This window comes from Cryobacterium sp. TMT4-31 (assembly GCF_004403385.1).
GTDB classification, from domain to species: domain Bacteria; phylum Actinomycetota; class Actinomycetes; order Actinomycetales; family Microbacteriaceae; genus Cryobacterium; species Cryobacterium zongtaii.
In genome coordinates this window covers 150,525-176,899 of the sequence record NZ_SOGI01000074.1, presented here as the reverse complement: position 1 = coordinate 176,899, position 26,375 = coordinate 150,525, and the positions used below count along the sequence as shown (strand labels likewise).

The following is a 26,375-nucleotide window of genomic DNA, read 5'->3' as shown; positions in this document are numbered from 1 at the left end:
ACCGGCGGCGCTGCTCTGAGGTAGGGACTTCCGGCCCGGTGTTACAGCTCACCGTCCAGCGCCTGCGTGAGTACGTATACCAACGCGCTGGCCTGCACTGAATCTGCCGCGGAGACGTCTTCGTCTGCCCCGTCGAGCGCGCGGGCCGCGAGGCCCTGCTTGCTGCCGATGAGTTCGGCGATGCGCGCGTCAATAGTGTGTGCGGCGATGATCCGCCAGGCGGTCACAGGCTCGGCCTGGCCGATCCGGTGCACCCGGTCGATGGCCTGGGTCTGCTCGGCCGCCGTCCAGCTCAGTTCCGCGAGCACCACGTTGGATGCCGCCTGCAGGTTCACGCCGACTCCGGCCGCGGTCAGCGAGCACACCACGACGGCGACCTCGGGGTCGGTGTTGAACGAGTCGATCGCGGCCTGGCGGGCCAGGGCACTCTGATCGCCCCGCAGCGACACCGTGCGCAGGCCGCGTTTGGCGAAGATCTCCTCCGCGGCATCCATCACGTCGATGTGCTTGGCGAAGAAGACGACCTTGCCCACCGAGTGGGCCAGCTGGGCCGCGTAGTCCGCGGCGAGCCCGGCCTTGGCCTGACCGATCTTGCGCACCATGGTGAACACGTTCTCACCGGTGCTGGTGCCCTTGGATTCCTCGAGATCGGCGTGGGCGACGGCGCGGATGTACGCGGCGCGCTGCTCGTCGTCGATCTCCGGGTTGCGCACGCCGGGGTGGCGCGCGGCGACGAGGGCCTTGTACCGCTGCACCAGGCGGGCGCCGAGCTCACGTTCGGCCTTCTGGATGGAACGGCCCAGTTCGCTGTCGAGCTCCACCGGAAGGTCGGCGATGCGCTTGGCGGGCAGGTCGGCGGCGACGTCGACCTTGCGGCGGCGCACGATGCCCATGTCGATGACCGCGGCGCGGGCCGCGGTGTAGAAGCCGGCATCGGCGGGGGTAAGCCCGGTCTCCTCCAGGCGTGCCATGAGCTTGGCGGTCGGCTTGTCGCCGTCGATCCAGCCGAGGAATTGCCAGATGGCACGGAAGTCGTCGACGTCGTTGATCAGCGGGGTTCCGGTCAGCGCCATCAGCAGCGGGTTGTTACCCGGGGTGCGGCGGCGGATCTGCTCGGCGAGGCTGAGCACGTGCTTGGACCGCTGCGACTGCAGGTTCTTGATGAAGTGGGCCTCGTCGACGACCATGCCCTTGAAGCCCAGGGTGCCGAGCCAGGCCAGGTGCCGGTCGAGAACGTCGTAGTTGACCACGACGACATCGGCGAAGGCGTCGAGGGTGTCGCCGTCACCGTGGATGACCGTGGCGCGACGGTGCGGCGTCCACAGTTCGACCTCGCGCACCCAGTTCATCTTCACGACGTTGGGCACGATCGCCAGCAGCGGGTAGGCACCGGCGACGGAGGCGGCGAGCAGGCTCTGCGCGGTCTTGCCGAGGCCGGGCTCGTCGGCGAGCAGGTAGCTGCGGTGGCCGAGGCGGGCGCTTTCCACGAACCGTGCCTGGTGGCGCATAAGCTCCATGCCGCGCGGAGAGAACCTGTCGGCGTTGGGCGCTTCGGGCAGGTCCATACTGGCGGCCTGGCCGCCGGAACCGAACTCGAAGGCCTTGAACAGCGGGCCGAGCAGTTCCCAGTTGGCCAGGCGACGGGCGGCAGAGACCGGCGCGGCCTTCACGGCGCTGAAGTCGGGGGCCAGGAACGGATTGGCCATCTGGCGGGCACGCACGGACTGCGGGATGACCTGGTTCTGCGGCACCTCGGGCTTGGCCTCGGGTTCGCGGGTGATGATGAGTTCGTCCGGGCTGAGTTCCGCGCCCGATTCCAACAGCCAGTCGCGGCGGAACCGCTGGGCGACGGTGGAGACGCCGGCATCCGGTTCGAGCAGGGTGATCAGACTGGTGTCGCGGGCCGCGGTCTTCGCGAGGATCTGGGCGATACCGTCGAGGCGTTTGAGAAGTTCGGCGCGGTTCGCGTCGGTCAGTTCGGGGTCGGTCTTCACGCGGGCGCGTTCTTCGCGCATCAGCAGCGCGATGACCTGGTACTTGGTGCGGTTGGTGGGGCCGAGCTTGGTGCCGCTCTGAGCCTTGGCTTCGACCTCGCGCACCTTGCGGGCGAGGATCGGGATGATCGGGGCGTCGTCGTCGCGCGAGCGCGGTCGTTGACGTGTTCGACCGCTGCCGGCTCCAGCGCGGCCCGCTCCGTTGGGGCGGGTGTGTGCCATTTTTCTCCACTTCACACCAGCGCATCACTCAATGCGCGCTGGTCGTGTTGCGCATCCGCAGGATGCCTGTGCGATCGATACGCCGAACCCCATGATCGAGCAGCGGGACGCCGCAGCTTTCAGTCACTTGTGCACTGATGGCCGCGGGGCCACGGTCGAGCCCGGCTCCAGACGCATCCTTAGTCTATGCCCGCCCCCGGATTTAGCGGTGCACAGCGGTCGGGACCTTGGTCCGGATTCCGACGATGATGAAGACCAGAGCGGCAATGAACTGAGCGGACACCCAGCCCTGCCCGTGCAGTTCGATCACGACGATCGGATTCCACAGCACCGCGATCGGCACCAGCCCGATGAGCCACCACCACGCCTTGGCCTGAATGACGAAGACGCAGATGATGAGAGCCAGGATGCTGACGATGTACCGGATGATCACAAAGCTGTCGACATCGAGCAGGGCCAGCCCGGCCAGCAGCGCGATCGCGCCGAGCAGGCCGGGTGCCAGGGCCGAGCGGGTATAGGCAGGTTCTGCCGGGGTGCCCATCAGACGCCCCCTCCCCCGCCGCCGCCTCCGCCGCCGCCGACGGAGCCACCACCGCTCGAACCGGAACCGGCCGAGCTGGCTGCGATACCCGTCGATGCTGACGTGGCGAACGCTGAGACGCCGGTGGCGAAGTACGCGGCGCTGAACGGCGCGGTACCGACGTACCAGTCCGGCTGCTGGTGGGCACCGGCATAGTAGTCGCCCAGCACCGTGGACCACTCCTTCTCCTGACCGGTCAGCACGGCGAACGGCAGCAGTCGCTCGTAGAGCTTGAGCACCTGCACGGGGTCGGTCGCCACCGCACCGGGAGTCTTATCCGGCCGGGACGGCGTGCGCAGGGCGCCGGCGGGGCTCTGCAGCACCCGAAGTCGGTCCGCTTCGGCCAGTGAGATGTACACGGAAACACCCTTCAGGTAGTCGCGCAGTTCGGCGCCGCGGGCCGTGAGCGGGCGCACGTCGGCCGTCACGGCGATCGTAAGTATCGCGGCGCCCAGGCCAACGACCAGGAGCAGCGCGGGCCACGCGCCGGCGACCTCGGTGGCGAACGACACTATGCTCGCGATCATCGCGACGAGGCCGGCGACGATGGCCACACCGAACAGCCAACCGCTGAGGGCGCCGCCCTTCTTCTCTCGGAGCCCGTCGGTGAGCAACTGCTTGCGGGCGTCACTCTTGGCGGCGGTCAGGGCGGTGCCCAGTTTCGCATCCGTCTTCTTGAAGTCCCGAATGGTGCCGATGGGCCGGTGGGCGGGGAACAGGGCGTCGAGGACGGCACGCTCGGTGGGGTCAATGCCCGCCCGGCTGCGCAACTCGAGGAGGTAGTGGTTCTTGCCGTCGCCCTCGAGGACCCGCACGTTGCCGTTCACGGCGAACTGCAGGAACTGGGCGGTGAGGGACTTGCCGCTGGCCTTGGCGCCGAGAACACCGCCGGCCTGCAACAGGTTCACGCCCGTCGGCGGCAGGTATTCGGCGATGATGGTGGGCCGGCCGGGCCGGTTGCGCCAGCGGGTGTTGCGCAGGGCGACGCCGATCACGGCCGTGGTCAGCGCGGCCAGAGCCGCGAGCAACGCGATCGTCGGGAACACGTTGGCGGTGAACGAATCGTCCCTGGGGACGAAAGTACCCTCGTCGAAGCCCACAGCGAGGGCGAGGCCCTCGTGCGGGCCCAGGTCGCGTGCGGTGGCCTCAATGACCCATTCGTCGCCGTCGGCGGCGCTGTCGAGCGTGTCGCAGGTCGCGCCGGATGTCGACACGCCCTGGTAGCAGGTGGTCTGACCGGTGAGGGCGGGAACCAGGTCGGCTGCCACGTGCACCGTGGCGGAGACGGTGCCGAACGGCTGGGCCCATCCGGTGCCGTTCACCTCCCAGAAGAACTCCTCATCCGTCGTGTCGTCGGGGAAGTGGGCGACGTTCTTCTGGGTATAGCTGATGACGTAGGTCTGTTCGCCGTGGACGAAGTCGTCGTCGGCGATGGTGATGATGAGGAACTCGTCATCGGAGTCGTCGCTGTCGGTGTCGGTTTCGTAGTCCCGCTCGGTGCCGTTCTCGTCGGTGACCCTGACGTTGGTCGGGTTGGTGGGCTCACCCCGGTAGTGGGTGGGGATCTGCCGCCGGATGCCCTTGTTCTGGTCGGTCTCGGGGAACTGGGCGACGAGGGTCTCGGTGGTGGCCAGGGTGGAATGGCCCTCCTCGTCACGGTCGAGCCTGTAGTCGGCGTGCAGGGACGCGAAACTGAAATCGTCGACGCCGGCCGAAACCGACTGGGGCGCGAATGTCGCTCCGGCAGCGCGGGCCGGGGCGGCCAAAGCCGACGCAGGGCTCGCGCCGAGGAGGGTGAGCCCGGCGAGAATCGTCGCGGCCAACGACAGTCGGAGGCGGAAACTGACGGGTCGGTGCATGCTCTCATGGTACCGAGGGAGGTCAGACACCGGTCACCGGCCGTGTGCGTTTCTCTCCGGTGCCGCGACGGGTGCGTCAGGCGGGGTGCCGGCTGACGGACAGCGTTTCCGGCGGGTGTTCAAGCAGGTCGACGAGTGCGGGCCGTAGCTCGGTGAACCAGACGACGTAGCCGGCTTCGATGAGGTGCAGGTGATCGGCCGACCATTCGGCGCTGAGCGTGCCGTCCTCGGCGGCCAACACCGGCCAGAGATCCAGGTAGCGAGCCTTGACGGTCGGCGCGAACTGGCGCAGGTGTCGGTTGACCGACCGGATCACGTGCACGAATTCCTTCTCCCTCGGGGGCACGGACTGGATGAGCAGCCGGGTGCCGGGCAGCTGCTTGCGCAGGGTGCACAGGATGGTCTCAATGTTGCGCACGATGTACTCGTCCGAACGGTTCCAGCCCACATCGTTGGTACCCACCTGCAGGACGACGGCATCGGGGTCGGCCTGCACAACCTGATCGAGCCGACCCAGGACCTCATCTGTCGTGTCCCCGTTCACGCCGAGGTTCTGCACCTCAAGGTCGGGGAACCGTTCCTCCCAGCGAGCGCCCGCGCTGAGACCATCGCCGACGAACACCACCGCACCGGACATCTGGACTCCTCACCGCTTGCTTCCATGATGCGCTCCGCGGTGCACGGTGGCTAGGGTCGAAACTGGCAAGGTCCCGTCAGCCGGCTCCCCCTCGAGCTCGCCGCACGGATGAGCGGTCAGCGGGGGGCGGGTCAGGAGCCGATGGCGGCCTCCGCGGTCGTGGCCGCCGGTGGGGCACCGATCGGGGTCCCCGGCTGGGTGGCGAGGGTGGCGCCTTCGGTTTCGGCAGCTTCGGTTTCGGCGGCGGCGGTGATGCGGTTGGCCATGCCGCTGAAGATCACGCCGTGGAACGGCAGGATCGAGAACCAGTACAGCCGGCCGCCGAGTCCGCGCGGGAAGAATACCGCACGCTGGCGGTAAATCGAGCCACCGTCATCCGTGGGCTCGGCACGCATCTCGAGCCAGGCCCGGCCGGGCACCCGCATCTCGGCGCGCAACCGCAGAAAGCTGCCTCGATCGATGCGTTCGACGCGCCAGAAGTCGAGCACGTCGCCGGTCTGCAGCCGGTCGGGATGCCGGCGGCCGCGGCGCAGGCCCACTCCCCCGACGACCTTGTCCATCCAACCGCGCACCGCCCAAGCGAGCGGGAACGAGTACCAACCGTTCTCCCCGCCGATGCTCTCGATGACCCGCCACAGGTCCGCCGGCTTGGCGGAGGTGCGCTTCTCCTTGAGGTCGGTGTACACGAGGTGACCGGCCCAGTCGGGGTCGCTGGGCAGCGGGTTGCTCGATGCCCCTTCCGTCGCGGCGTTCTGCCAGCTGGTTTCCACGTCGCCGTCGCGCACCCGGCCCAGGGCCAGGCGCACGGCCCGGCGATAGGTGGTGAGGCCGCCGGCCGGCGGTGGGATCACCGCGTCGATGTCGTGTTCGTGCATGACGCAGTCGTATTGCAGCGACGCGATTATCGGCACGGCCAGGCTGCGCGGGATGGGCGTGACCAGGTTGACCCACTGCGACGCGAGCCACGGGGTGAGCACCGGCAGTGGCGCGATCGGGCGCTGGTGCAGGCCCGCTTCGACGGCGTAGCCGTTCATCATCTGGCCGTACCGCAGCACGTCCGGACCGCCGATGTCGAAGGTGCGGTTGACCTCCGCGGGCACATCGGCGGCGGCGACCAGATAGTGCAAAACGTCGCGCACCGCGATGGGCTGGATGAAGTTGCGCACCCACCGTGGCGCCGGCATGTACGGCAGCACATCGGTCAGGTGCCGGATCATCTCGAACGACGTCGACCCGGAGCCGATGACGACCCCGGCCTGGAAGGCGACAGTGGGCACGCCGGAGTCCAGCAGGATGCGGCCGACCTCGGCGCGAGAACGCAGGTGCGGCGAGAGGGTCGGGCTGTCGGGGTGCAGGCCGCCGAGATAGACGATGCGCGAAACCATCGCCTCGGCCGCAGCGCCGGCCACGTTCCGGGCCGCGGTGCGTTCGGTCTGCTCGAAGTCGCCCCTGGCTCCCATCGAGTGCACCAGGTAGTAGAGCACGTCGATGCCGGCGCTGGCCCTGTCCACCGAGGCCCGATCGCCGAGGTCGCCCTCGACGATCTCGACGTCATCGGCCCACGGCACGTCGGTCAGTTTCTGGGGCGAGCGCACGAGCACCCGCACGGTATGACCGGCCTCGAGGAGTTTGGGAACCAGTCGGCCCCCGATGTAGCCGGTGGCTCCGGTGACCAGTACGCGGCGTGCGGTCTTCTCAATCATTGCGTCAGCCTAGGGGTGGAGTCTGGGCTGGACCTGCATATTCCCAGGCGGCAATCCGGGCCTGTGGATGGATCCGACGGCGACGGCCGGTCTGAGGGAAGATCGCCGGATGATCCTTCGACTCGACCCGCGGTATCCGCTCGTCTGGCGCACGCCGGACACCATCCAGCTGGGCATCGACCGGCCGTTGGCGATCGTACCGGGGGTGACGGCTCCGCTGGAGAGCGTCATCGCCGCGCTCCGGGTGGGGATTCCCCGGTCGGGTGCGCTGATGCTCGGGCGACAGTCCGGTGCGACGGATGCGGCGACCGCCGCCCTGCTCTCCGCCCTGGCCCCCGCGCTGGTCGGCCTCGACACTCAGCCGGCGGAGCCCGGTACCGACACCGTCCCTCTCACAGCCACCTGGTTCGGCAGCAGGAGGGCCACCCCGGTGCACCGCGGCAACCGTCCGGTGGTCTGCGTGGACGGCGCCGGGGCCACCGCCGACCGCATTCGGCACCTGCTGGTCGACCTGGGCATCACGGTTGCGACGCCAGGGCAGCTCCCTGACCTGGCCGTGATCGTGGACCATTTCGTGCTCGCTCCGGAGCGGCACGGTCACTGGTTGCGGCGGGATGTGCCGCACCTGCCGGTGCTGTTCAGCGACGCCGAAGTGCGGGTCGGCCCGCTCGTGGAACCCGGGGCCGGCCCGTGCCTGACCTGCCTGGACCTCGAGCAGGTCGACCTCGACCCGGCCTGGCCCGCGATCGCCAGCCAGTTGCTGCACCGCACGGCACCCACCGAAACGACCCGGCTGGGCATCGAGGTGGCCTCGACGGCGGCCGGCATCGTGCACGAGCGGGTGTTCGCGTCCTCGAACGAGTTCGCGGCCGCGTCACTGGCGATCGACGCTGAATCGCTGACGGTCAGACGCCGCGCGCACCGGCCGCACGAGCGGTGCGGATGCCGATTTCTGCCAGAAAGCGTGATCGTTCTCGCGGGGAACGCTGCTGGCTTCCGGCCGCGGACCAGCTGAGCGAGAGGCGTTTCCGCGCCCGGGTGACACCCACGTAGAGCAACCGGCGTTCCTCGTCGACCTGCTCGAAGGTGCCGGCGTAGCTGATCGGCACCAAACCCTCGGAGAGCCCCACCACGAACACGGCGTCCCATTCCAGGCCCTTGGCCGAGTGCAGGGTGGCCAGGGTCACCGCGGCGACGGTCGGTTCGTGCTGGCCGGCCTGGCGTTCCATCAGCTCGTCGGTGAACTGACGGAAGGTGGTGCCGGGGGCGGCCTGGTCGACGAGCCCCATGATCGCGTTCAACGCCTCCCAGCGGTCGCGCACCGCGCCGCGGGTTTCCGGCGCGGTCTGGCTCCAGCCCAGGCCCCGCAGCACGTCGCTGACCGATTTGAACAGCGGTTCGCCCATTATCGACACGGATGCCGCGCGCAGCGACATCACCGCCTGCTTCACCTCGGGCAGGTCGAAGAACCGCTTCGATCCGCGGATCTGGAAGCTCACGCCGACATCACCGAGCGCGGTCTCGAGCAGCGCGGCCTGCACGTTGACCCTGTACAACACCGCGATGTTCTCCGGTGGCACCCCGGCTTCGACGAGTTCGAAGATGCTTTGGGCCACCCCGCGGGCCTCGGCCATGTCGTTGGGGTATTCCCGTACGGCGGGCTCCACCCCGGTCTCGGCGACGGCGGCGTGCAGCGACAGCGCGCCGGGCCGGCCGCGCATCAGCTGGTTGGCGGTAGCGACGATGGCGGCCGTTGACCGGTAGTTCTGTTCCAGGCGTACCACTGTGGCGTCCTCGTAGTGCTTGGGAAAGTCGAGCAGGTAGTCGCTCCGGGCCCCGGCGAAGGAGTAGATGGTCTGACTGGCATCGCCGACCACGCACAGGTCCCGCCGGTCGCCGAGCCACAGTTTGAGCAGGTCGTACTGCAGCGGGGAGACGTCCTGGAACTCGTCGACGACGAAGAACCGGTACTGCTCACGCACTTGCAGCGCCACGGAGGGTTCGGCTTCGATCATGCCGGCCATGGCCAGCAGCACGTCCTCGAAGTCGATCTGTTTGCGGTCGTCCTTGAGCCGTTCGTAGCCGGCCTGCATGTCCAGGGTCTGGTCGATGTCGAGCCGGCCGGGCAGGGCACGGCCGGCGGTGGCGTACTGGTCCAGGCTGAGGCCGCTGGTTTTGCGCCACTCGATCTCGCCGGCCAGGTCGCGCAGGGTGGCGGTGTCCAGCTTGAGTTTGAGGACCTCGGCGGCGTGACCGAGCAGCCGGCCCTTGCCCTCGAGGATGCGGGGCGCTTGGCCGCCGACGACGTGCGGCCAGAAGTAGTTCAGCTGGCTCAGCGCGGCCGCGTGGAAGGTGCGCGCGGCGACGCCGCCGGCGCCGAGCTGGCGGAGCCGGCCGCGGAGCTCCGCGGCGGAGCGGGCGGTGAAGGTGAGCGCCATCACCCGGTTCGGCGAGTAGGCGCCGCTCATCACGCCGTAGGCGATGCGGTGGGTGATGGCGCGGGTCTTGCCGGTGCCGGCGCCGGCGAGCATGCAGACCGGCCCGATCAGGGCTTCGGCGGCGATGCGCTGTTGCTCGTCGAGTCCGGTGAGCAAGGACTCGGCGGTGGGGGTCAACCGGTCAGACACCGGGCTGCTCCGGCTGAGCCAGCCAGTCGTCGAGGAGCGCGCGGGCGATCGACGATGGGCCGGGCAGCATGATGCCGTTTTCGGGGTCGGCGAGCTCGGCGCGGCTGAACCAGCGCAGATCCAGGATCTCGGTGCCGTCGGGTACCAGAGAGCCGGCCTGCTGGCTATCGGCCAGACGGGCGGTGAAGCCGACCATGATCGACGCCGGAAACGGCCACGGCTGCGACCCGCGGTAGACCGGGTCGGTGACCCGCATGCCGGATTCCTCGAACACCTCACGCACCACGGCGGACTCGAACGATTCGCCGGGTTCGACGAAGCCGGCCAGCAGCGAATACCGGTTCGCCTCCCACATGGCGTTGGAGCCCAGCAGCACCCTGTCGCGGTCGTCGGTGATCAGCACGATCACGGCCGCGTCGGTGCGGGGGAAAATCTGGCTGCCGTCCTCGGGGCAGTGTCGCACCCAACCGGCTGTGGTCACGTCGGTCGCCGCGCCGCAACGCGGGCAGTGCGGGTGCGAATCGTGCCAGTGCAGGATGCCGAGGGATTCGGTGAGGATGCCGGTGTCCCGGTCCGAGAGGAGGGTGGCGTAGTCGCGCAGGCCCACCCACCTCGACGCGTCGGGTTCCAGCGCGGCGGCCTGGTCATCGTCCAGCGGCACGGCCACGAGCGGGGTGCCGACGGGTTCGGCGGCGTCGGCGTCCAGCGACAGGCCGAGGTAGACCCGCAGGGCGGCCGCCGGGTCGATGGTGAGATCGGCCGGCTCGAGCAACAACAACCGGGGCCGGTCGTTCCCGGCGGCGGCGAGCAGCACGGTACCGCGCCAGAGCGGCAGAACCCGGGTGCCGGCATCCGCCCAGAGCCGCTCGAACAAATCGGGTTGGGCGCGGGCGTCGTTGTCGCGATCAACGGCGTGCCTGGACAGTGGCAGCGTGGCCGTGAACCTGAACGACATGAGACCCCTCAAAAATCGGGCAACACGTGCCGAAGTTGTCTGCAGGCGTGGCGAATGGCCTCACCGGGAGGAACTCGACCTAACCTAGTAGGCATGGCCAGATCCCACCTCACTCTAGCCGCGTTGGCCACCAATGCAGTGCCGGAGCTCGACGTCGCCCACGCCCGAAACCACAGTCTCGGCGGCGGCGGGTTGTTCGACTCTGCCTTGCTGATCACCCGCGATGAGAAGGAACTGATCATCAGGGTTCCCACGTCGCAGGCGGCCGAAACCGAGCAGTCAGCCGACCTCGTGGCGTTGCGCGCTCTGACGACGGGCAACCGCAGCAGGCTGCCGTTCGACGTGCCGGTGTTCGTGGGCCAGGCGCCGTTCGAAGGCACCAGGGCTGTGGTCTACGAGCGTCTGCCCGGCGCCTCGTACGATGCGGATGCGCTCACCGGGCATGAGGGAGTGTCCGGGTCGATCGGCCGCGCGATCGCCGCCATCCACGGGCTGCCGTCGGCATTCATCGGCGACGCCGGCCTCGTGCAGCAGAGCGCCCAGGATTGCCGCACCGCCACCATCGACCTGATCGACCGGGCCGCGAACACCGGCAAGCTGCCCGCAGCGCTGCTGCGGCGCTGGGAACTCGCCACCGACGACAACGCTCTCTGGCAGTTCGCGCCGACGGTGATCCACGGGTCACTCACCGCGGAGTCCTTCCTGATCAGCGACGACGCCGTGTGTGGGGTGCTCGGCTGGTCTGGACTCTGTGTCGGCGACCCGGCCCGCGACCTGAACTGGTTGCTCGCCGCGCGCGGTGACGCCGCCGAGACTGCCGTGGCCACCTACACCGCAGCGCGGCAGGGCAACGACCCGCTGATCACCCAGCGGGCGATGCTCTACGCCGAGCTGGAACTGGCCCGCTGGCTGCTTCACGGCGTCGACACCCACGACGAGGCCATCGTCGACGACGCGGTGTCGATGCTGGACGGTCTGGTCGACAACGTGCACAGCCACACCATGAACTCGCTCTCCCCCGATACCGGGCCCATCCTCAGCGTCTCCGACGTCGAGTCGATGCTCAAGGACACCCCGCGCACCCAGGCCACCGGGTCCGCCGGTCGCAACAGCGACGACAACTCCGAGTACGGCACCAGCGAGTTCGCCGACACCGGCTCGTTCAGCAGGGTCACCAGCTTCGACGGCACCGGTTTCGACGGTGCCGGGTTCGATACCGGTTACGGCGACGACTCGACGGGTCCGATCCCCACGGTCGACGGCACGGCAGACGGCCGCGCGGACGACCCGGCCACCGACGACCACGCCGCCAGAAGGTCCTCCTCCGAGTAGAGCCGCTCGGGTGCGACGATGCGGTCGTCCGCGACGAAGTAGAAGACAGCGTCGACGCTGGCCGGGTCGATGCCCTTCCAGCGGGCGTAAGCGAGCCGGTACAGGGCCAGCTGGGTCTGCTTGAGTTCGAGGTCGGCGGCGTCCTTGGGCGCCTTGCCGGTCTTCCAGTCCACCACCTGATAGCCGGTGGGGGTCTTGTAGACGGCGTCGAGTTTGCAGATGAAGACCTGATCACCCAGCACGTGGTGGATCTCGATCTCCACCTCCTCGGGTGCCAACGTCGCCCAGGGCGACCTCTCGAAGGTGGCCTTGAACCGGTCCAGCTGTTCCAGCTCGAGCGGCATCCCGTCACCGGTGTCGGTGTCGACGTCGACGTCGAGTTCGTCCGGCCCGACGTCGATGAGGTCACCGGATGAGGCCCCGGCGGAGCGCTGTTCGACCCAGGAATGGAACAGGGTGCCCAGGCGGGTGGCCCGGTATGGGCGCTCCGGCATCGGCCGGCGCAGCCTGGCGAGCACCGCGGCGGGGTCGTCGACGTAGTCCTTGAACCGGGAGGCCGGGATGCGGGTGGGCACGCCGAGGACGCCGGGTCCGGCCAGGCGTTGGGCGCGTTCGGCCAGCAGCAGGGTCACCTCCCTAGACCAGGGCGTTTCGATGCGGGCGCCGTCGTCTTCGGCATCCGTGCCCGTGTCATCGTGCGCGCGCACCAGGGCAGCGGCGGCCTCGACCACGGGGCGGCGGGTGCCGAGCGGGTCGAACGGCCACACCTCGGTGGCGTCTTGGTCCGTCTGCGGCTTCTCGTCGAACTCGCTGCCCTCCGGCAGGGCGTCGATGAGACCCGCCTCGGCCAGTTCGAGCAGGTACCGGCTGGCCTTCCGCACGGTCGTGCCGCCGCCCCAGAACGCCCCGGTGAGCAGCAACTGCTGCTGGGCGCGGGTGGTGGCCACGTAGATCAGCCGGCGTTCCTCGGCGTCGTGCCGGTCGGCGAGCTGCTCTTTGTACAGCTCGAAATCGATGTCGAACGACATCTGGGTCTCATGGCCGAGGCGTTTGAGTTCCGGCAGCTCCGCCCGGTCGCCCCGGCAGGGGTAGGGCAGCTCACCGAAGCGCAACCAGCCGGAGACCTCGCGGGACGGGGCGGGCAGGTTCTTCTCGGTGAGGCCGGGGATGGCCGCATAGTCCCACTCCAGTCCCTTGGAGCCGTGGATGGTGAGGAGCTGCACCGTGCCCGGTTCGGCGGCCTCGCCGCGCGGGCCGAGGTCGTCCTGGCGTTCGGCGCGGGCCAGCCAGCGCAGGAAGCTGGCCAGGGTGCCCTGCTCGTCGCTGTCCAGGAACGCCGAAACGGCATCGTGGAAGGCATACAGGTTGGCCAGGGCCCGGCCGTGGCTCTCGTTGGCGACCAGTTCCAGGTCGAGCAGGGTTTCCTGTTCGATCAAACGCACGAAGTCGAGCAGGCCCAGGCCCGAACGGCTGCGGAGCCAGGCCAGCTGCCGGCCGGCCTGGCGCAGGCGCTGCCGGCCGTCGCCGCTGAAGGCGGCCAGTTGGCCGTGCGATTCGGGTGCGGAGGCCACAAAATCCAGCGCGTCCACGAGCGACCGGCTCTCCTCGGTGGCCACGGAGGCGCGCAGCTTGGCCTTGAGTTCGTCGGTCACGGCCTTCTGCGCCCAGTCGTGCGTGGCCAGCCAGCCCGCCACACCGGAGAGGGCCTGCAGGTCGCGCACGCCGATCCGCCAGCGGCCGCCGGTGAGCAGCCGGATCAGGTCGCTGCCGGCGGACGGGTCGTGCACCACGCGTAGCACGGCGAGTACGTCGGCCACTTCCGGGGTCGACAGCAGGCCGCCGAGGCCGAGCACGTGCGCGGGCACACCGTGTTCGCGCAGCACCTCGGCGTAGAACTCCATGTCGCGGCGGGCGCGGAACAGCATCGCGCCGGACTCGGGCTCAGCATCCACGCCGGCCGGCGCCGTGCCGAGCCTGGCGGCGAACCAGCGGGCGATCGCGGCGGCCTCGTCGGCGATGCTCTCGTACATTGCCGCGTCTACCCGGCCGGCGGCCTTGCCCGGCGGCACCTTGAGGGTCTCCACCTGAATGCCGTTGGGCCGGGCGCGCAGCTGCGCGCTCAGGGGCGCGACCAGGGCGTTGGCGGTCTCGAGCACGGTGACCGGGTTGCGCCAGGTGAACGAGAGCGACATCGACGGCGCCTCGGTGTTGGCCAGAGCAGCGAAGTCGGTGGAGAAGCCGAGCAGGTTCGCGGAGCTCGCGCCCCGCCAACCGTAGATGGACTGGTGCGGGTCGCCGACGGCCATCACCGGGTGGTGGGCGAACAGGGTGCGCAACAGCTCGGTCTGCAGCACCGAGGTGTCCTGGTACTCGTCGAGCAACACGATGCGGTACTGCTCGCGGTAGCGGGCCACCACGGCCGGCACCTTGCGGCAGACCTGCAGGGCCAGGGCCACCTGATCGGAGAATTCGATCAGGCCCTGGCGGCGTTTCTCGGCCCCGTAGGCATCCGCCAGCTCGGCCAGCACCGGCAACGGAGCGACGGCGCTGATGGCCTCCAGCACCGAGTCGTAGGCCTTCTTCTTACGCGGGTTGCCGAAGGGCAGGTCGGCGAGGTAGCCGAAGCTGTTCGCCAGGCGCGCGAGGTCGTGCGGCACCGGCTCCTCGCCGGGCACGAACGGGGGCGGGTTCTCGGCCAGGGCGCGGCTGAGCGAGAGCACGGCGTCGGTGACGGCGTCGACGCCCTTGCCGTACTGCACGAGCCGGCCGTCGCCGTTGGCCACGACCACCCGGCGGGCGAGCAGCCAGGCGCTGGTTTCGCTGAGCAGCACCGATTCGGGTTCGCGGCCGAGCAGCAGCGCGTTGTCGGTGAACAGCCGGCTGGCGAACGAGTTGTAGGTGGAGACCGCGGGGGCGTTGAACAGGTCGGCGGAGTCGAGGCTATGCATGGAGCCGGGTGCCGGCGGTGCGGTATCCGCATCGGCGCTCGTGGGCATCAGCCCGGCCTCGCTGAGCTGGCGGATGCGATCGTTGATGCGTTCAGCGAGCTCGCCGGCGGCCTTGCGGGTGAAGGTGAGCCCGAGGATCTGGTCCGGCCTGGCATGCCCGTTGGCCAGCAGCCAGAGCACCCGGTTGGCCATGGTCTCGGTCTTGCCACTGCCGGCACCGGCCACCACCAGGGTGGGCGTGAGGGGCGCCTCGATCACGGCCTGCTGCTCGCCTGTGGGCGGGAACATCTTCAGCGCCGCTGCGATGTCGAGGGCGGAGACCGCCCTGTTCTGAGAAGACGGGGTACTCATGAGCTGACCTGCTTGATGACGTGGATCCGGCACGAGCCGTAGGAGCGGGGGTTGAGGCAGTGGTCGGCGATCTCGGCCACGAAGGTGGCGCCGCCCATGCCGGCGGCGTCGTCGGTGACCCTGGTGGTGAAGGCCGCCAGTTCGTCCGGACTGAAGGCCGGCTGGGTGGGATTGCGGTAGTTCTGCTTCTGGGTGCCGGAGGACACGATCACCAGGCGCGCGCCGGCCAGCTCCATGCCGGGTTCTATGCCGTCGATGACACCGGCCGAGAAGGCCAACTGGTAGGCGCCGAGCTGCGGATGCTCGGCCACCCCGGTGTCGCTGGTCGGGTCGCCCTTGCCGGTCTTCAGGTCCACGATCACGGCGCGGCCGTCCGGCAGCCTCTCCACCCTGTCGATGGTGCCGGAGAGCACGGCGCCGTCCAGCTCCAGGGCGAACCGGCCCTCGGCGCTGAGCAGTCGGGTGCCGTCGCGGGCACCGTCGCCGAGGTACGCGGCGAGCCTGTCGGTGAGTTCGCGGGCCTGGGTCTTCTGCACCCTGGACTGCCAGTCGGCGTCGAAGACGAGTTCGTCCCAGCGGGCCTCGACGCCGGCCCAGAGCGCGTCGGCGGTGATCCCGGCCGGGTCCGGCGTGCGGGCCGGGTCGGTGGCGTCCTCCATCACCTTGTGGATGATGGTGCCGAGGTTGGCCGCGGTGCTGGAGTCGCCGCCGCCGATCTGGCCGATCAGCCAGTGCAGCGGGCAGGTTTCGAACGCGCTCATCCGCGACGGCGACACGCGCACGGGTCCGTCGCCGGCCTCGGGATCGTTGAGCGGCCGGACCGTGCTGGCCGGGCGGAGGCCGTACCAGTCGTCGGGTGACGCGCCGGGCACCTTCTCGCCGGCCAGGCGGGCGAGGGTGGCGGCGGCATCCGTGGCCCTGGCCGGCAACACGGCGGGCAGCGCGGCGACGGGGTCGGCTTCGGCCCCGTCGGCGGGCTGCAGCCGGGGTCGCAGGGTCTGGGTGAGGTCCCGGCGGAGGCGCCCGACCAACCCGCGCAGCGACAGCGGGTACCGGGCCAGCGGGGCGGGGTCGGGCTGCGGCAGCAGACGCAGGAACGCGGAGGGCTGGTTCTCATCGTTGTCGACGGCGGTCACCATCAGCTCGGTGGTGCTGCGGGAGGCGGCCTGGGCGAACATCCGCAGCTCGTCGTGCAGCACACTCGTGCGGGCGCCGGCCGGGTCGGGGGTCTCCCCGGCTGCCAGCAGGGCCAGGTCGCCGGCTCCGAGCAGCGAACCGCGGATGCGCAGGTCGGGCCAGACGTTCTCCTGCACTCCGGCGAGCACGACCAGGTCGAAGTCGCGGCCGATGGTGCCGCTGGGGGTGGACACGAGCACGGACTCGGCCAGGGCGCGGGGGGCGAGGGTGTCTTCGGGCACATCGGTGTCGACGAGGTGTTCGACGAAGAGCACGGGCGGGGCCGCCGGGGTGCGTTCGACGAAGCGCTGCGCGGCGGAGAACAGGGCCACGACGGCGTCGAGGTTGTGGTTGGCCTCGTCGGCGTCGATGCCGGTGCCGGTGGACTGCTCGGCCCAGGCCGGGGCGAGGCCGCTGCGCTGCCAGAGGCCCCAGAGCAGTTCCTCGATGGTGGCGCCGGCGGCGTAGGCGGTGCGGGTCTGCCGGAGGTTCTTGGCGCAGGATGCGGCGCGCCGGGCGGTGCGGTTGTCGATGCGCTCGAGCAGGGCCGGGCTGTGGAAGACCTCCACGAGCAGGTCGTCCGCGCTGCGGGCGCCGTCGGCGGTGAGTTCCTCGTGGCTGAGTTCCTGTTGGCGCAGCGCCGCGCGCAGCCGTCGCAGGGTGATCGGGTCGAGGCCGCCGAGCGGGCCGCGGAGCAGGTCCACCGCCGCGTCGGCGTCGAGCGGGCGGCGGCCCAGGGTGATGTCGAGGGCGAGGACGAAGGCGCGCACGGCCGGTTCGTCGCGGAGGGCGGTCTGCGCGGCGGCCACCTGGGTGGGCACCTCGAGCGCGGCCAGCCCCTTGGACAGCGCCGGCACGAGCGCGCCGGTACGCACGATCACGGCCATCCGCCCCCAGGGCAGGCCGTCGAGCACGTGGCGTTCGCGCAGGCGCCGGGCGATCACGGCAAGCTGGTCGGCGGGGCTGGCGGTGACGACGGTCTGCACGGCGAGCGGCGCTGCGGCGGTTTCCGGAGTGGTCGGTGCGAGCTCGGCACTGGCGGCCGCGCGTTGGGTGCCGGCGGCGGCGGCGCCGATCCGGCCGGTGAACTCGCGGATGACCGCGCGCAGCTCGGTGCCGTGCCGGTACACGGTGTCGAGGGTGAGGGTGGTTACGTCGGGCAGCCGCAGGTAGTGGCCGAGCCGGCCGAGGGCATCCGGGTGGGCGCCGCGGAACGACCCTGTGCTCAGGTCGGGGTCGCCGAACGCCACGATCGTGACACCACGGGCGGCGAACTGGGCCAGCAGGGCCAGGGTGGACTCGGTGGCCTCCTGGGCGTCGTCGAGCACGATGAGTTTGAGCGCACCGAGCGGGCCGAGCGGGTTGCCCGGCGTCACGGCGGCCAGGGTCGTGGGTCCGGCGGTGCCCGCCGGCCTGGCGGGCAGGCGCGGGGCATCCTGCACGATCGCCGCGGCGAACTGCACGAGCTCGGTGGAGTCGAACTGGCCGGGCCGGCTCTGGTCCTTGATGTCCTGGTAGTCGTCGATGAAGGCGGCCGCGGCGGCCCACTCCGGGCGGTCGTTCGCGGCGGCGAGGGTGGCCAGCCGTGCCGGGGTGACGCCGTACTCCACGGCGCGCATCATCAGGTCGCGCAGTTCGGTGCGGAAGCCGCGCAGACTGCGCACCTCGGCGTCGAGCGGGCTCGGCCAGGCCGGTCCGGTGCCGGAGGCGATGTCGCCGGCCAGGATCTCGGCGATGATCTGGTCCTGCTCGCCGCCGGTGAGCAGGGTCGGGCTGGTGCGGCCGGCCGCCACCTCGGCATCCCGCACGATCTGGAAGGCCACGGAGTTCATGGTGCGAGCCAGCGGGCCGTTGGTGGGCACCCTGAGGCGCAGGGCCAGCCTGTCGCGAAGCACCGTGGCGCCGGTGCGGGTGGGCACCAGCACCAGCACTTCGCTGGGCGAGATTCCGTGGGTCAGCACCCGGTCGGCGACGAACTCGACGAGGGTGTGGGTCTTGCCAGAGCCCGGGGCGCCTATCACGGCGGCCGACCTGTCCAGGCCCAGGCGCAGGACGGCCTCCTGGGAGGCATCCAGGCCGAGGGTACGGCCGGGCACACCCGGTTCGGCCGACCACGCCGGTGTCTCAGCAGCGTCGGAGACGGCGGGATCGTCGAGCAGTTCGGACACCGGGTTCATCACGGTCCAACGGTAACGGGTTGCGCCGACAGTGAACGTGGCGGGCCGAGCATGGGGCATGTCGTAATCTGAGCGGGTAGGCAACCGAAAGGCGCATCCGTGGACATTCGCATTGGCATTTTCAACTCCCCCCGGGAGATCAGCTTCGAGACGGCCCAGCCCGCCAACGAGATCGAGGAGACCGTCGCGGCCGCCCTCGCGGGGCAGACCGGGTACCTCAAGCTCAGTGACAAGAAGGGGCACGTATACATCGTCCCCACCATCGGCCTCGCCTACGTCGAGCTGGGCTCTGAGTCCTCCCGCCGCGTCGGCTTCGTAGCCTAAACCTGCGATGGAGCTCCTGTTCGTCGCCCTCGGCGGCGCGCTGCTCGGGCTGGCGGCTCGGTACGCCCTGCCCCGTCGCCTCACGCACGGTTCCGTGTTGGTGCCGGCGGTGGGTACCGGTGTCGCGTCGCTGGTCTGGGTCGTGCTGACCTGGCTCGGCTGGGCGTGGGACGGCGGCTGGATCTGGTGGGTGTCCTTCGTGGTCGCTGCCATCGCCGCCGTCGTGGTGGATGTGGTTCTGGGCCGTCGCCGCGAGGCCGCGGACCTGGCGATGCTGCACAGGATCAGCAGGACCGGGCTGCCGGCGTAACGTCAGCTGACGAAAAGACCCTCATCGATCTCGATGAGGGTCTTTTTCGCATGGCCGCGAGCGGATGTCACGCGGTGAGGCCGAGGCCGTCCATCCGGCGGGTGTGCGCGGCGATCAGCTCGGTGAAGACCGGTTCGATGCGGGAGTCCTGCGTCACCGCCATGGCCGATCGTGCCACGAGCAGGGTGTCGCCGACCAGGCGTCGACCCCACAGTGCCAGGCGGGATTCGAGCGCCGGCTGCGCGGCGATGGCCGCGGCCAGCTCGTGCACCAGGACGTCGGCACCGCCGTGCTCGCCGAGCAAGTGGGCGATGCGCGGGCCGACATCGCCGGGCAACGCGTCGGAGAGCCTGATGAAGAAGTCGTCGAGCAGGCCACCGGTCAGGTAGCAGCTGAGCAGCAGCTCCTGCCAGTCCTCGCCCGCGGTGATCGCGCGAAAGTTATCCAGTGCGGGAACGAACGGGCCCATCACACTGGCCGGTTCACCATCACGACGGCGGATCTCCTCGATGAGTCCGTGGTGCTTCGACAGCGCACGCCCGGCGGCCAGGCTCAGGCCCTCCTTGGCGGCGAGGGTGGGCGCCGTGATGACCGCCGTCGACAGGCTCTCGAACATGCCCAGTTCGAAATAGGCGGCCTGCCCAAGGTAGGTGAGCAGGTCCGGCACCAGTTCGGTGATGTCCACCTTCGTGGTGGCGCGCCGGTCGCCCCGGGCCGACAGCCGCGGCGTCTCTGCCCGTTTCGGGCGTTCACCTAACCAGGAGATCACTTGCCAAGCATAGGTCCACGTCCCCGGCTTCGTTGCGAATAACGTGCCTGGTGCGGTGCGCCCACGGGCTGTTGCCCAGGGCCGCACTATAGTCTGGTGTCATTCACCGGCGCAGGATCGGTGGACTTGCGCCTGAGGCAAAGACGGGCGCATCCCGCTTCGAGCTAGACAGGCAACCAAAACGTGACCTTTTCCGAACTCAATATCGACCAGGACATGGTCGAGGCTCTCGCCGCCAAGGGCATCCTCGAACCGTTCCCCATCCAGACCCAGACGATCCCCCTCGCCCTCAGCGGCCAGGACATCATCGGCCAGGCCAAGACCGGTACCGGCAAGACCCTGGGCTTCGGTCTGCCGCTGATCCAGCGTCTCGGCCTCAACCCCGAGCCCGGTGTGCAGGCGCTCGTCGTCGTGCCCACCCGCGAGCTGTGCGTCCAGGTCAGTGAAGACCTCGAACTCGCCGCGAGCAACCGTGGCACCACCATCGTCTCCATCTACGGCGGCAAGGCCTACGAGGGCCAGATCGAGCAGCTCAAGGCCGGCGCGCAGATCGTCGTCGGCACCCCCGGGCGTCTGCTCGACCTCGCCAGCCAGCGCCTGCTCAGCCTCGCCAACGTGCGCGAAATGGTGCTCGACGAGGCCGACAAGATGCTCGACCTCGGCTTCCTCGCCGACATCGAGAAGCTGTTCTCGCAGACGCCGTCCACCCGCCACACGATGCTGTTCTCGGCCACCATGCCGGGCCCGATCGTGGCGCTGGCCCGCCGGTTCATGACCAAGCCCATCCACATCCGTGCGAGCGACCCCGACGAGGGCCTCATGCAGGCCAACATCGAGCACCTCGTGTACCGCGCGCACAACATGGACAAGGACGAGGTCATCGGCCGCATCCTGATGGCAGAGGGCCGCGGCAAGACCGTGATCTTCACCCGCACCAAGCGTGCCGCCGCCAAGCTCGTCGAAGAACTCGGTGACCGTGGCTTCAACGCCACCGCCGTGCACGGCGACCTCAACCAGGAGCAGCGCGAGCGCGCCATGGCGTCGTTCAAGGCCGGCAAGAAAGACATCCTGATCGCCACGGATGTCGCCGCGCGCGGCATCGACGTGGACGACGTCACCCACGTGATCAACCACACGATCCCCGAGGACGAGAAGGCCTACCTGCACCGCGTGGGTCGCACCGGCCGCGCCGGCAAGACCGGCATCGCCGTCACCTTCGTGGACTGGGACGACATGCCCAAGTGGACACTGATCAACAAGGCCCTCGACTTCGGCACCCCGGAGCCGCAGGAAACCTACTCCTCGTCGCCGCACCTCTACACCGACCTGAAGATCCCCGCCGGGTCGAAGGGCCGCCTGCGTGCGACCCCGATCAAGGAGGCCGTCGCCGGTGCACCGGCCGGACGCGACTCCGGTCGTGGCGGCCGCAGCGACAGCCGTTCCGGTGGTCGCTCTGACGGTCGTTCCGCCGATCGCTCCGGTTCGGGTCGCTCCGCGGACCAGGCTCCCCGCACCCGCGTGCGCGTGGGCTCGAGCACCAACCCGGATGCCCCCGCCGCCACCCCGGCGGCCGGCACCCACGACGGTGGCGGCTCAGAGCACCACGACGGCAACAGTGCGCCACGTCGCCGCAGCCGCACCCGCCGCCGCTCCCCGCAGGCGCCCACCGCATAGCGGGCTCTGCACACCGACTTGCCGCAAACGGCCCCTTGACACCCCGTCAAGGGGCCGTTTGCTTCATCTCGGCGACGGATGCGGTGCCGACTTGCCAGTTGAGGCCTCCTGGGCGTCGCGGACGGGGCACGAACTCGCATGTCACCAGATCGCCGACGTGATGGGCCGGGCGGGCGAGCTCAGGCGGGGAGCACCGGCTCAGAGCCGCGGCCCTCGGCGATGAGGCGCTCGAGCACCTCGGGAGTGGTGGTGTTCTCGCCGAGCCGGTTGGGCTTGCCCTCACCGTGGTAGTCGCTGGAGCCGGTGACGGCCAGGCCGTACTTCACGGCGAGCATGGTCAGCCGGGCGGTGGCCTCCGGCTTGTTCTCGCGGTGCCGAAGCTCCAGACCGAACAGGCCGGCATCCACCAGGGCCGCCAGCCGGCTCTCTGCCATCACGTCGGCGACGCCGCGGGTGGCCGGATGCGCGATCACGGGCACTCCCCCGGCCGCACGCACCAGGGCCACCGCACGCAACGGATCCGGGGCGTAGTGCGGCTGGAAGTAGCCCGCCTCCCAGTGCAGGATCCCGGCGAACGCCTCACTGCGGGTGAGAGCGAGCCCGTTGGCGACCAGGGCGTCGGCGATGTGCGGACGGCCCACGGTGCCGCCCGTGGTGGTCTGGGCGAGAACGTCGTCCCAGGTCAGCTCGTAGTCGGCGCCGATGCGGGCCACCATCTGCTCGGCACGGGTGAGCCGGGCCTTGCGGATGTGCGCCGTCTCGGCGACGATCCCGGCATCGGACGGGTCGAACAGGTAGGCCAGCAGGTGGATGCTGGTGTGGCCGACGCGGGTGCTGAACTCCATCCCGGGGATCAGGGTGATGCCCGCTGTCCGGGCGGCGATCGAGGCCTCTGACCAACCCGCCGTGGAGTCGTGGTCGGTGATCGCCACGGTGCCCAGGCCCGCGGCCGCGGCGGCGCGCACGAGCTGCGAAGGCGTCTCGGTGCCGTCGGAGACGCTGGAGTGGGTATGTAGGTCGATCGGACCCGTGGAACGACGTTCGACTGCCATTCCCTCATGCTAGTTGGCGCGGGAATACAGCTTGGTCGCCTACAGTGACTCATCTATGCTCTCCACGCTCATTCGCACCATCGTCGTGCTCGCAACCTTGGCCTTCCTCACCGTGCTGGCCTGGCCCGCGATCGCCGGGCTGCAGAACTCCTGGGTCATCGCGCACGCCGTGTCCTTCCGCGGCCTCGCCGTGGCGGTGGCCATCGCCCTGCTGTCGCTGCTGGCAATTCTGCTGCTCCTTGTTCGGCCGCTGCGCGCCACCACGGCTCTGTTGATGGTGCTTCTGGTAATTTTCGGCGCCGTCAATTCCGGCATCCTGCTGCACCGCGGTCTGGGCTCGGATGCGGCGGCGGCCCTTGCGGCGGAGCCCACCGACGCGGCGGTCACGGTGCTGAGCTGGAACACCCTCGGCGACGCCCCGGGGGCCGCGGCCATCGCCGACCTCGCCCTCGCCGAGGAGGCCGATGTGCTCACCCTCCCCGAGACGACCGAGGAAACCGGTGTGCTCATCGCCGAGGCCATGCGTGCCGCCGGCCGGCCGATGTGGGTGCACACCGTCTCCTTCGACCTCATCTCCAAGGCACGGTCGACGACCCTGCTGATCAGCCCGGACCTCGGCGACTACACGGTCACCTCGGCCGCGGGCTCCGGCCCGCCCGGCAACACCAACGTGCTTCCCACCGTCATCGCGGAGCCCGTGGACGGCGCCGGCCCGACGATCATCGCCGTGCACGCCGTCGCCCCGATCCGGTGGGAAATGGCCAACTGGAGATCCGACCTGGACTGGTTGGCCGAGCAGTGCAGCGGCGGGTCCTCCGGCGGCGACGGCGTGATCATGGCCGGCGACTTCAACGCCACGATCGACCACTTCGCCGGGCGGGCCACCTCCGACGGCGCCGTTCTCGGCGACTGCCGGGATGCCGCCGCAGCCACCGGCTCCGGCGGGGTGGGCACCTGGCCGGCCTGGGCGCCCGCCCTGCTCGGGGCCCCCATCGACCACGTCCTGGCCACGCCAGACTGGCGGGTCGAGCGGATGCGCGTGATCGGTACCGAGGACACCGCCGGCAGCGACCACCGTCCCGTCGTGGCCACGCTGTCCCCCGCCACCGAATAGGCAACCGGCGGGCTCCAAGCCGGCGAGTGGGACAATGGAGGAATGGCTGACTCCACCGACACCGCACCCGCACCCACCCCGGCCGCTCCGGCCGCCCGCTCGAACGAGAACCGCTCGACCACGCCGGGCTCCGCGGGGTTCAAGGAGTACATCTCCAGCGGCTGGGCCGACCGCGCCGAAACCGTGCCGCCCGCCCGCGAGCAGGCCCCCTTCGCGGCCGCCCGGCGGGAGCGCATCTCCCAGCAGTACCGCGGACACCGCCTGATCGTGCCCGCCGGGCGCCTCAAGCAGCGCGCCAACGACACCGACTACCCGTTCCGCGCCCACTCCGCGTTCGCGCATCTCACCGGTTGGGGCAGCGACTCCGAGCCCGGCGCCGTGCTCGTGTTCGAACCGACCGCCACCGGCCATGAGACCACCGTGTACTTCCGGGAGCGCGCCGGCCGCGACTCCGACGAGTTCTACGCCAACTCCGAGATCGGCGAGTTCTGGATCGGCCCGCGGCCCTCCATCGCCCAGGTCGCCGGCGACCTCGGCATCACCGTGCGCGGCATCGACGGTTTCGCCGACGTACTCCGCCGCGTCGACAGCGAAACCCTGCTCGTGCGCGAGGCAGACCCGTTCCTCACCGGCCAGGTCGACGACGCACGCCTGCGCAACGCCGCCGAGAAGATGATCACCGGCAACGGCTCTGACGCCCCGTTCAGCATCGAGATCAACCACGAGCACGACGCGGATGCCGGTCTCGCCCGCGACCTGTCCGAGCTACGGCTCGTGAAGGACGCCTACGAAATCGGCCAGATGCGCCTGGCCGTGGCGGCCACCGCCCGTGGTTTTGAGGACGTCATCCGCGACCTGCCCCGCTCCAGCACGCACCAGCGTGGTGAGCGTCTGGTCGAGGGTGTCTTCAACACCCGCGCCAGGGCCGACGGCAACACCGTCGGCTACGACACCATCGCGGCCTCCGGGCCGCACGCCTGCATCCTGCACTGGACCCGCAACGACGGCCCGGTTCTGGCCGGCGACGTCATGCTGCTGGATGCCGGTGTCGAGGTGGACAGCTACTACACCGCCGACATCACCCGCACCCTGCCGATCGACGGTTCCTTCACCGATGTGCAACGCCGGGTGTACGACGCCGTCCGCGAGGCCGCCGATGCCGCGTTCCTCGTCGCCCGTCCCGGCGCGATCTTCCGGGAGGTGCACGCGGCCGCGATGGCCGTGATCGCCCGGCACACCGCCGACTGGGGCATGCTGCCCGTCACCGCCGAGGAGGCGCTGCAGCCGGAGAACGGCCAGCACCGCCGTTACATGGTGCACGGCACCAGCCACCACCTCGGCCTCGACGTGCACGACTGCGCGCAGGCCCGCCGCGACATGTACATGGACGGCGTGATCGAGGCCGGCATGGTCTTCACCATCGAGCCCGGCCTGTACTTCCAGCCCGACGACCTCACCGTGCCCGCCGAGTACCGGGGCATCGGCGTGCGCATCGAAGACGACATCCTGATCACCGAGACCGGCGCCGAGAACCTCTCCGCCGGCATCCCCCGCGACTCCGCCGCGGTCGAAGCCTGGATGGCGGAGCTGCAGGCCTAGCCGCCCGTCCCCTTCAGGGAGCTAACTGTTCCCGAAGCGGACAATTGGTCCCGGTACGCCGGGCACAATTGTCCGCACGGGCAACAGTTGTCCGCACGGGCGCGATTAGCGGGCGGGGTCGACCGGGCCGGCGATCGGCGGCTGCGGGTCCGACGGCCCGGCCGCGGGCGGCGCCGATACCGGCGGGGCCGGCTGACCGTAGGCGGGCGGCGCTGTCGGCTGGTCGCCCGCGGGGTCACGTGGTGCGTCCACCGGCGGCAGGGGCACGGACCTCGGCGGGTCGGACGGGTGCGGAGCGGCAGCACCGTCGGGCTCCACGTGTCCGGCCAGCAGGTTGCGGGCCTTGTTCAGCAGCTCCACGTTCACGATCACCTGGTAGTTGCCGGCGATCACCTGCATTGTCGAGGTGAAGTCTTTGCGCCGACGGTTGACGGCGTAGCTGACCAGGCCGAAGAGCATGCCGAAACCGGCACCCATCAGCACGGCGGCGAACACGAACGGCAGGCCGGCCGCGTCAGGGGAGAAGATGAAAAAGAGCAGGCCGAAGAACACCCCGAGCCAGGCCCCCGATGCCGCGCCGGCCAGCGCCACCCGGCCCCAGGTGAGCTTGCCCGTGACACGCTCAACGGTCTTGAGGTCGTTGCCCAGGATCGAGAGCTGCTTCACCGGGAAGTCGGCCTTGGCGAGGACGTCCACGGCCAGCTGGGCCTCGTTGTAGGTCTCGTACGTCGCCACGACCTCGCCCTTGGGCAGAACGGGGTACAGCGCGGCGGCGGCACGACCGCCGAAGGGGCTCTGATTGCTCATGCAGCCATTCTTCCACGCCCACCGGGAATCCCCGATGAGCTGGCTGTGCATCCGTTGGGAGAATGGCTCGATGATCAGCCAAACGGTTGCGCCGCCCGCCCGGGCCCGCACCGTACCGGAGGTGCGGCTCCGCGCATCCGGCACGGCGGTTGTGGAGCCTGCACA

At 70.0% G+C, this 26,375-nt stretch carries 19 protein-coding genes; 7 read left to right on the top strand and 12 right to left on the bottom strand.

The features are described from left to right. Positions 1 to 41: 41 nt before the first annotated feature. From E3T19_RS18475 to E3T19_RS18455, 5 genes are all read right to left on the bottom strand, one after another. Positions 42 to 2,216, bottom strand: a complete 2,175-nt coding sequence (locus E3T19_RS18475) for a DEAD/DEAH box helicase (RefSeq protein WP_134409539.1) — start codon at positions 2,214 to 2,216, stop codon at positions 42 to 44. Positions 2,217 to 2,418: 202 nt separating this feature from the next. Continuing rightward, on the bottom strand, positions 2,419 to 2,757 hold the full coding sequence (locus E3T19_RS18470; protein WP_240632417.1) for a DUF6804 family protein: 339 nt from the start codon (positions 2,755 to 2,757) through the stop codon (positions 2,419 to 2,421). Continuing rightward, positions 2,757 to 4,655, bottom strand: coding sequence for a DUF2207 domain-containing protein (locus tag E3T19_RS18465; RefSeq protein WP_134409538.1), 1,899 nt, complete (start codon positions 4,653 to 4,655; stop codon positions 2,757 to 2,759). Before E3T19_RS18465 ends, E3T19_RS18470 begins: the two co-directional genes overlap by 1 nt. 76 nt (positions 4,656 to 4,731) lie before the next feature. Beyond that, on the bottom strand, positions 4,732 to 5,292 hold the full coding sequence (locus E3T19_RS18460) for a GDSL-type esterase/lipase family protein (protein ID WP_088455645.1): 561 nt from the start codon (positions 5,290 to 5,292) through the stop codon (positions 4,732 to 4,734). A gap of 131 nt (positions 5,293 to 5,423) precedes the next feature. Next, positions 5,424 to 6,995, bottom strand: a complete 1,572-nt coding sequence (locus E3T19_RS18455; RefSeq protein WP_134409537.1) for an SDR family oxidoreductase — start codon at positions 6,993 to 6,995, stop codon at positions 5,424 to 5,426. A gap of 109 nt (positions 6,996 to 7,104) precedes the next feature. On the opposite strand from E3T19_RS18455, the gene E3T19_RS18450 reads away from it, so the two are divergent. Continuing rightward, positions 7,105 to 8,010, top strand: coding sequence for a TOMM precursor leader peptide-binding protein (locus E3T19_RS18450; RefSeq protein ID WP_166788925.1), 906 nt, complete (start codon positions 7,105 to 7,107; stop codon positions 8,008 to 8,010). Here the strand turns inward: E3T19_RS18450 and E3T19_RS18445 are convergent. Together E3T19_RS18445 and nudC are read right to left on the bottom strand one after the other, a co-directional pair. Next, positions 7,901 to 9,622, bottom strand: a complete 1,722-nt coding sequence (locus E3T19_RS18445; RefSeq protein WP_241980347.1) for an ATP-dependent helicase — start codon at positions 9,620 to 9,622, stop codon at positions 7,901 to 7,903. The genes E3T19_RS18450 and E3T19_RS18445 overlap by 110 nt on opposite strands. Continuing rightward, a complete protein-coding gene (nudC, locus tag E3T19_RS18440; protein ID WP_134409535.1) occupies positions 9,615 to 10,577 on the bottom strand; it encodes an NAD(+) diphosphatase in 963 nt (320 codons plus the stop codon). Before nudC ends, E3T19_RS18445 begins: the two co-directional genes overlap by 8 nt. A gap of 93 nt (positions 10,578 to 10,670) precedes the next feature. On the opposite strand from nudC, the gene E3T19_RS18435 reads away from it, so the two are divergent. Next, on the top strand, positions 10,671 to 11,909 hold the full coding sequence (locus tag E3T19_RS18435) for a phosphotransferase (protein ID WP_088455641.1): 1,239 nt from the start codon (positions 10,671 to 10,673) through the stop codon (positions 11,907 to 11,909). Here E3T19_RS18435 and E3T19_RS18430 read toward each other — a convergent pair. Both E3T19_RS18430 and E3T19_RS18425 read right to left on the bottom strand, forming a co-directional pair. After that, on the bottom strand, positions 11,798 to 15,208 hold the full coding sequence (locus E3T19_RS18430; RefSeq protein ID WP_134409534.1) for an ATP-dependent DNA helicase: 3,411 nt from the start codon (positions 15,206 to 15,208) through the stop codon (positions 11,798 to 11,800). The two genes, E3T19_RS18435 and E3T19_RS18430, sit on opposite strands and share 112 nt — an antisense overlap. Beyond that, positions 15,205 to 18,621: an ATP-dependent DNA helicase gene (locus tag E3T19_RS18425; RefSeq protein ID WP_241980346.1), complete on the bottom strand. Its 3,417-nt coding sequence runs from the start codon at positions 18,619 to 18,621 to the stop codon at positions 15,205 to 15,207. Before E3T19_RS18425 ends, E3T19_RS18430 begins: the two co-directional genes overlap by 4 nt. Before the next feature lie 39 nt (positions 18,622 to 18,660). Between E3T19_RS18425 and E3T19_RS18420 the strand changes: the two genes are divergently transcribed. Together E3T19_RS18420 and E3T19_RS18415 are read left to right on the top strand one after the other, a co-directional pair. Continuing rightward, the gene (locus E3T19_RS18420; RefSeq protein WP_088455638.1) at positions 18,661 to 18,885 is read left to right on the top strand and encodes a DUF3107 domain-containing protein; all 225 of its coding nucleotides are present in this window, start codon (positions 18,661 to 18,663) and stop codon (positions 18,883 to 18,885) included. A 7-nt stretch (positions 18,886 to 18,892) separates the two neighbouring features. Continuing rightward, a complete protein-coding gene (locus tag E3T19_RS18415) occupies positions 18,893 to 19,195 on the top strand; it encodes a hypothetical protein (RefSeq protein ID WP_088455637.1) in 303 nt (100 codons plus the stop codon). A gap of 67 nt (positions 19,196 to 19,262) precedes the next feature. On the opposite strand, the gene E3T19_RS18410 is transcribed toward E3T19_RS18415, so the two are convergent. Further along, on the bottom strand, positions 19,263 to 19,964 hold the full coding sequence (locus E3T19_RS18410; protein ID WP_240632414.1) for a ferritin-like fold-containing protein: 702 nt from the start codon (positions 19,962 to 19,964) through the stop codon (positions 19,263 to 19,265). A 183-nt stretch (positions 19,965 to 20,147) separates the two neighbouring features. Between E3T19_RS18410 and E3T19_RS18405 the strand changes: the two genes are divergently transcribed. Beyond that, a complete protein-coding gene (locus E3T19_RS18405; protein ID WP_134409533.1) occupies positions 20,148 to 21,638 on the top strand; it encodes a DEAD/DEAH box helicase in 1,491 nt (496 codons plus the stop codon). Between the two features lie 179 nt (positions 21,639 to 21,817). On the opposite strand, the gene E3T19_RS18400 is transcribed toward E3T19_RS18405, so the two are convergent. After that, positions 21,818 to 22,690: a PHP domain-containing protein gene (locus tag E3T19_RS18400; RefSeq protein ID WP_134409532.1), complete on the bottom strand. Its 873-nt coding sequence runs from the start codon at positions 22,688 to 22,690 to the stop codon at positions 21,818 to 21,820. A gap of 55 nt (positions 22,691 to 22,745) precedes the next feature. Between E3T19_RS18400 and E3T19_RS18395 the strand changes: the two genes are divergently transcribed. After that, on the top strand, positions 22,746 to 23,804 hold the full coding sequence (locus E3T19_RS18395) for an endonuclease/exonuclease/phosphatase family protein (protein WP_134409531.1): 1,059 nt from the start codon (positions 22,746 to 22,748) through the stop codon (positions 23,802 to 23,804). A gap of 42 nt (positions 23,805 to 23,846) precedes the next feature. Next, the gene (locus E3T19_RS18390) at positions 23,847 to 25,403 is read left to right on the top strand and encodes an aminopeptidase P family protein (protein WP_134409530.1); all 1,557 of its coding nucleotides are present in this window, start codon (positions 23,847 to 23,849) and stop codon (positions 25,401 to 25,403) included. A 105-nt stretch (positions 25,404 to 25,508) separates the two neighbouring features. Here E3T19_RS18390 and E3T19_RS18385 read toward each other — a convergent pair whose 3' ends face one another. Next, complete coding sequence (locus E3T19_RS18385) at positions 25,509 to 26,210, bottom strand: general stress protein (protein ID WP_240632413.1); 702 nt, start codon at positions 26,208 to 26,210, stop codon at positions 25,509 to 25,511. Positions 26,211 to 26,375 lie beyond the last annotated feature (165 nt).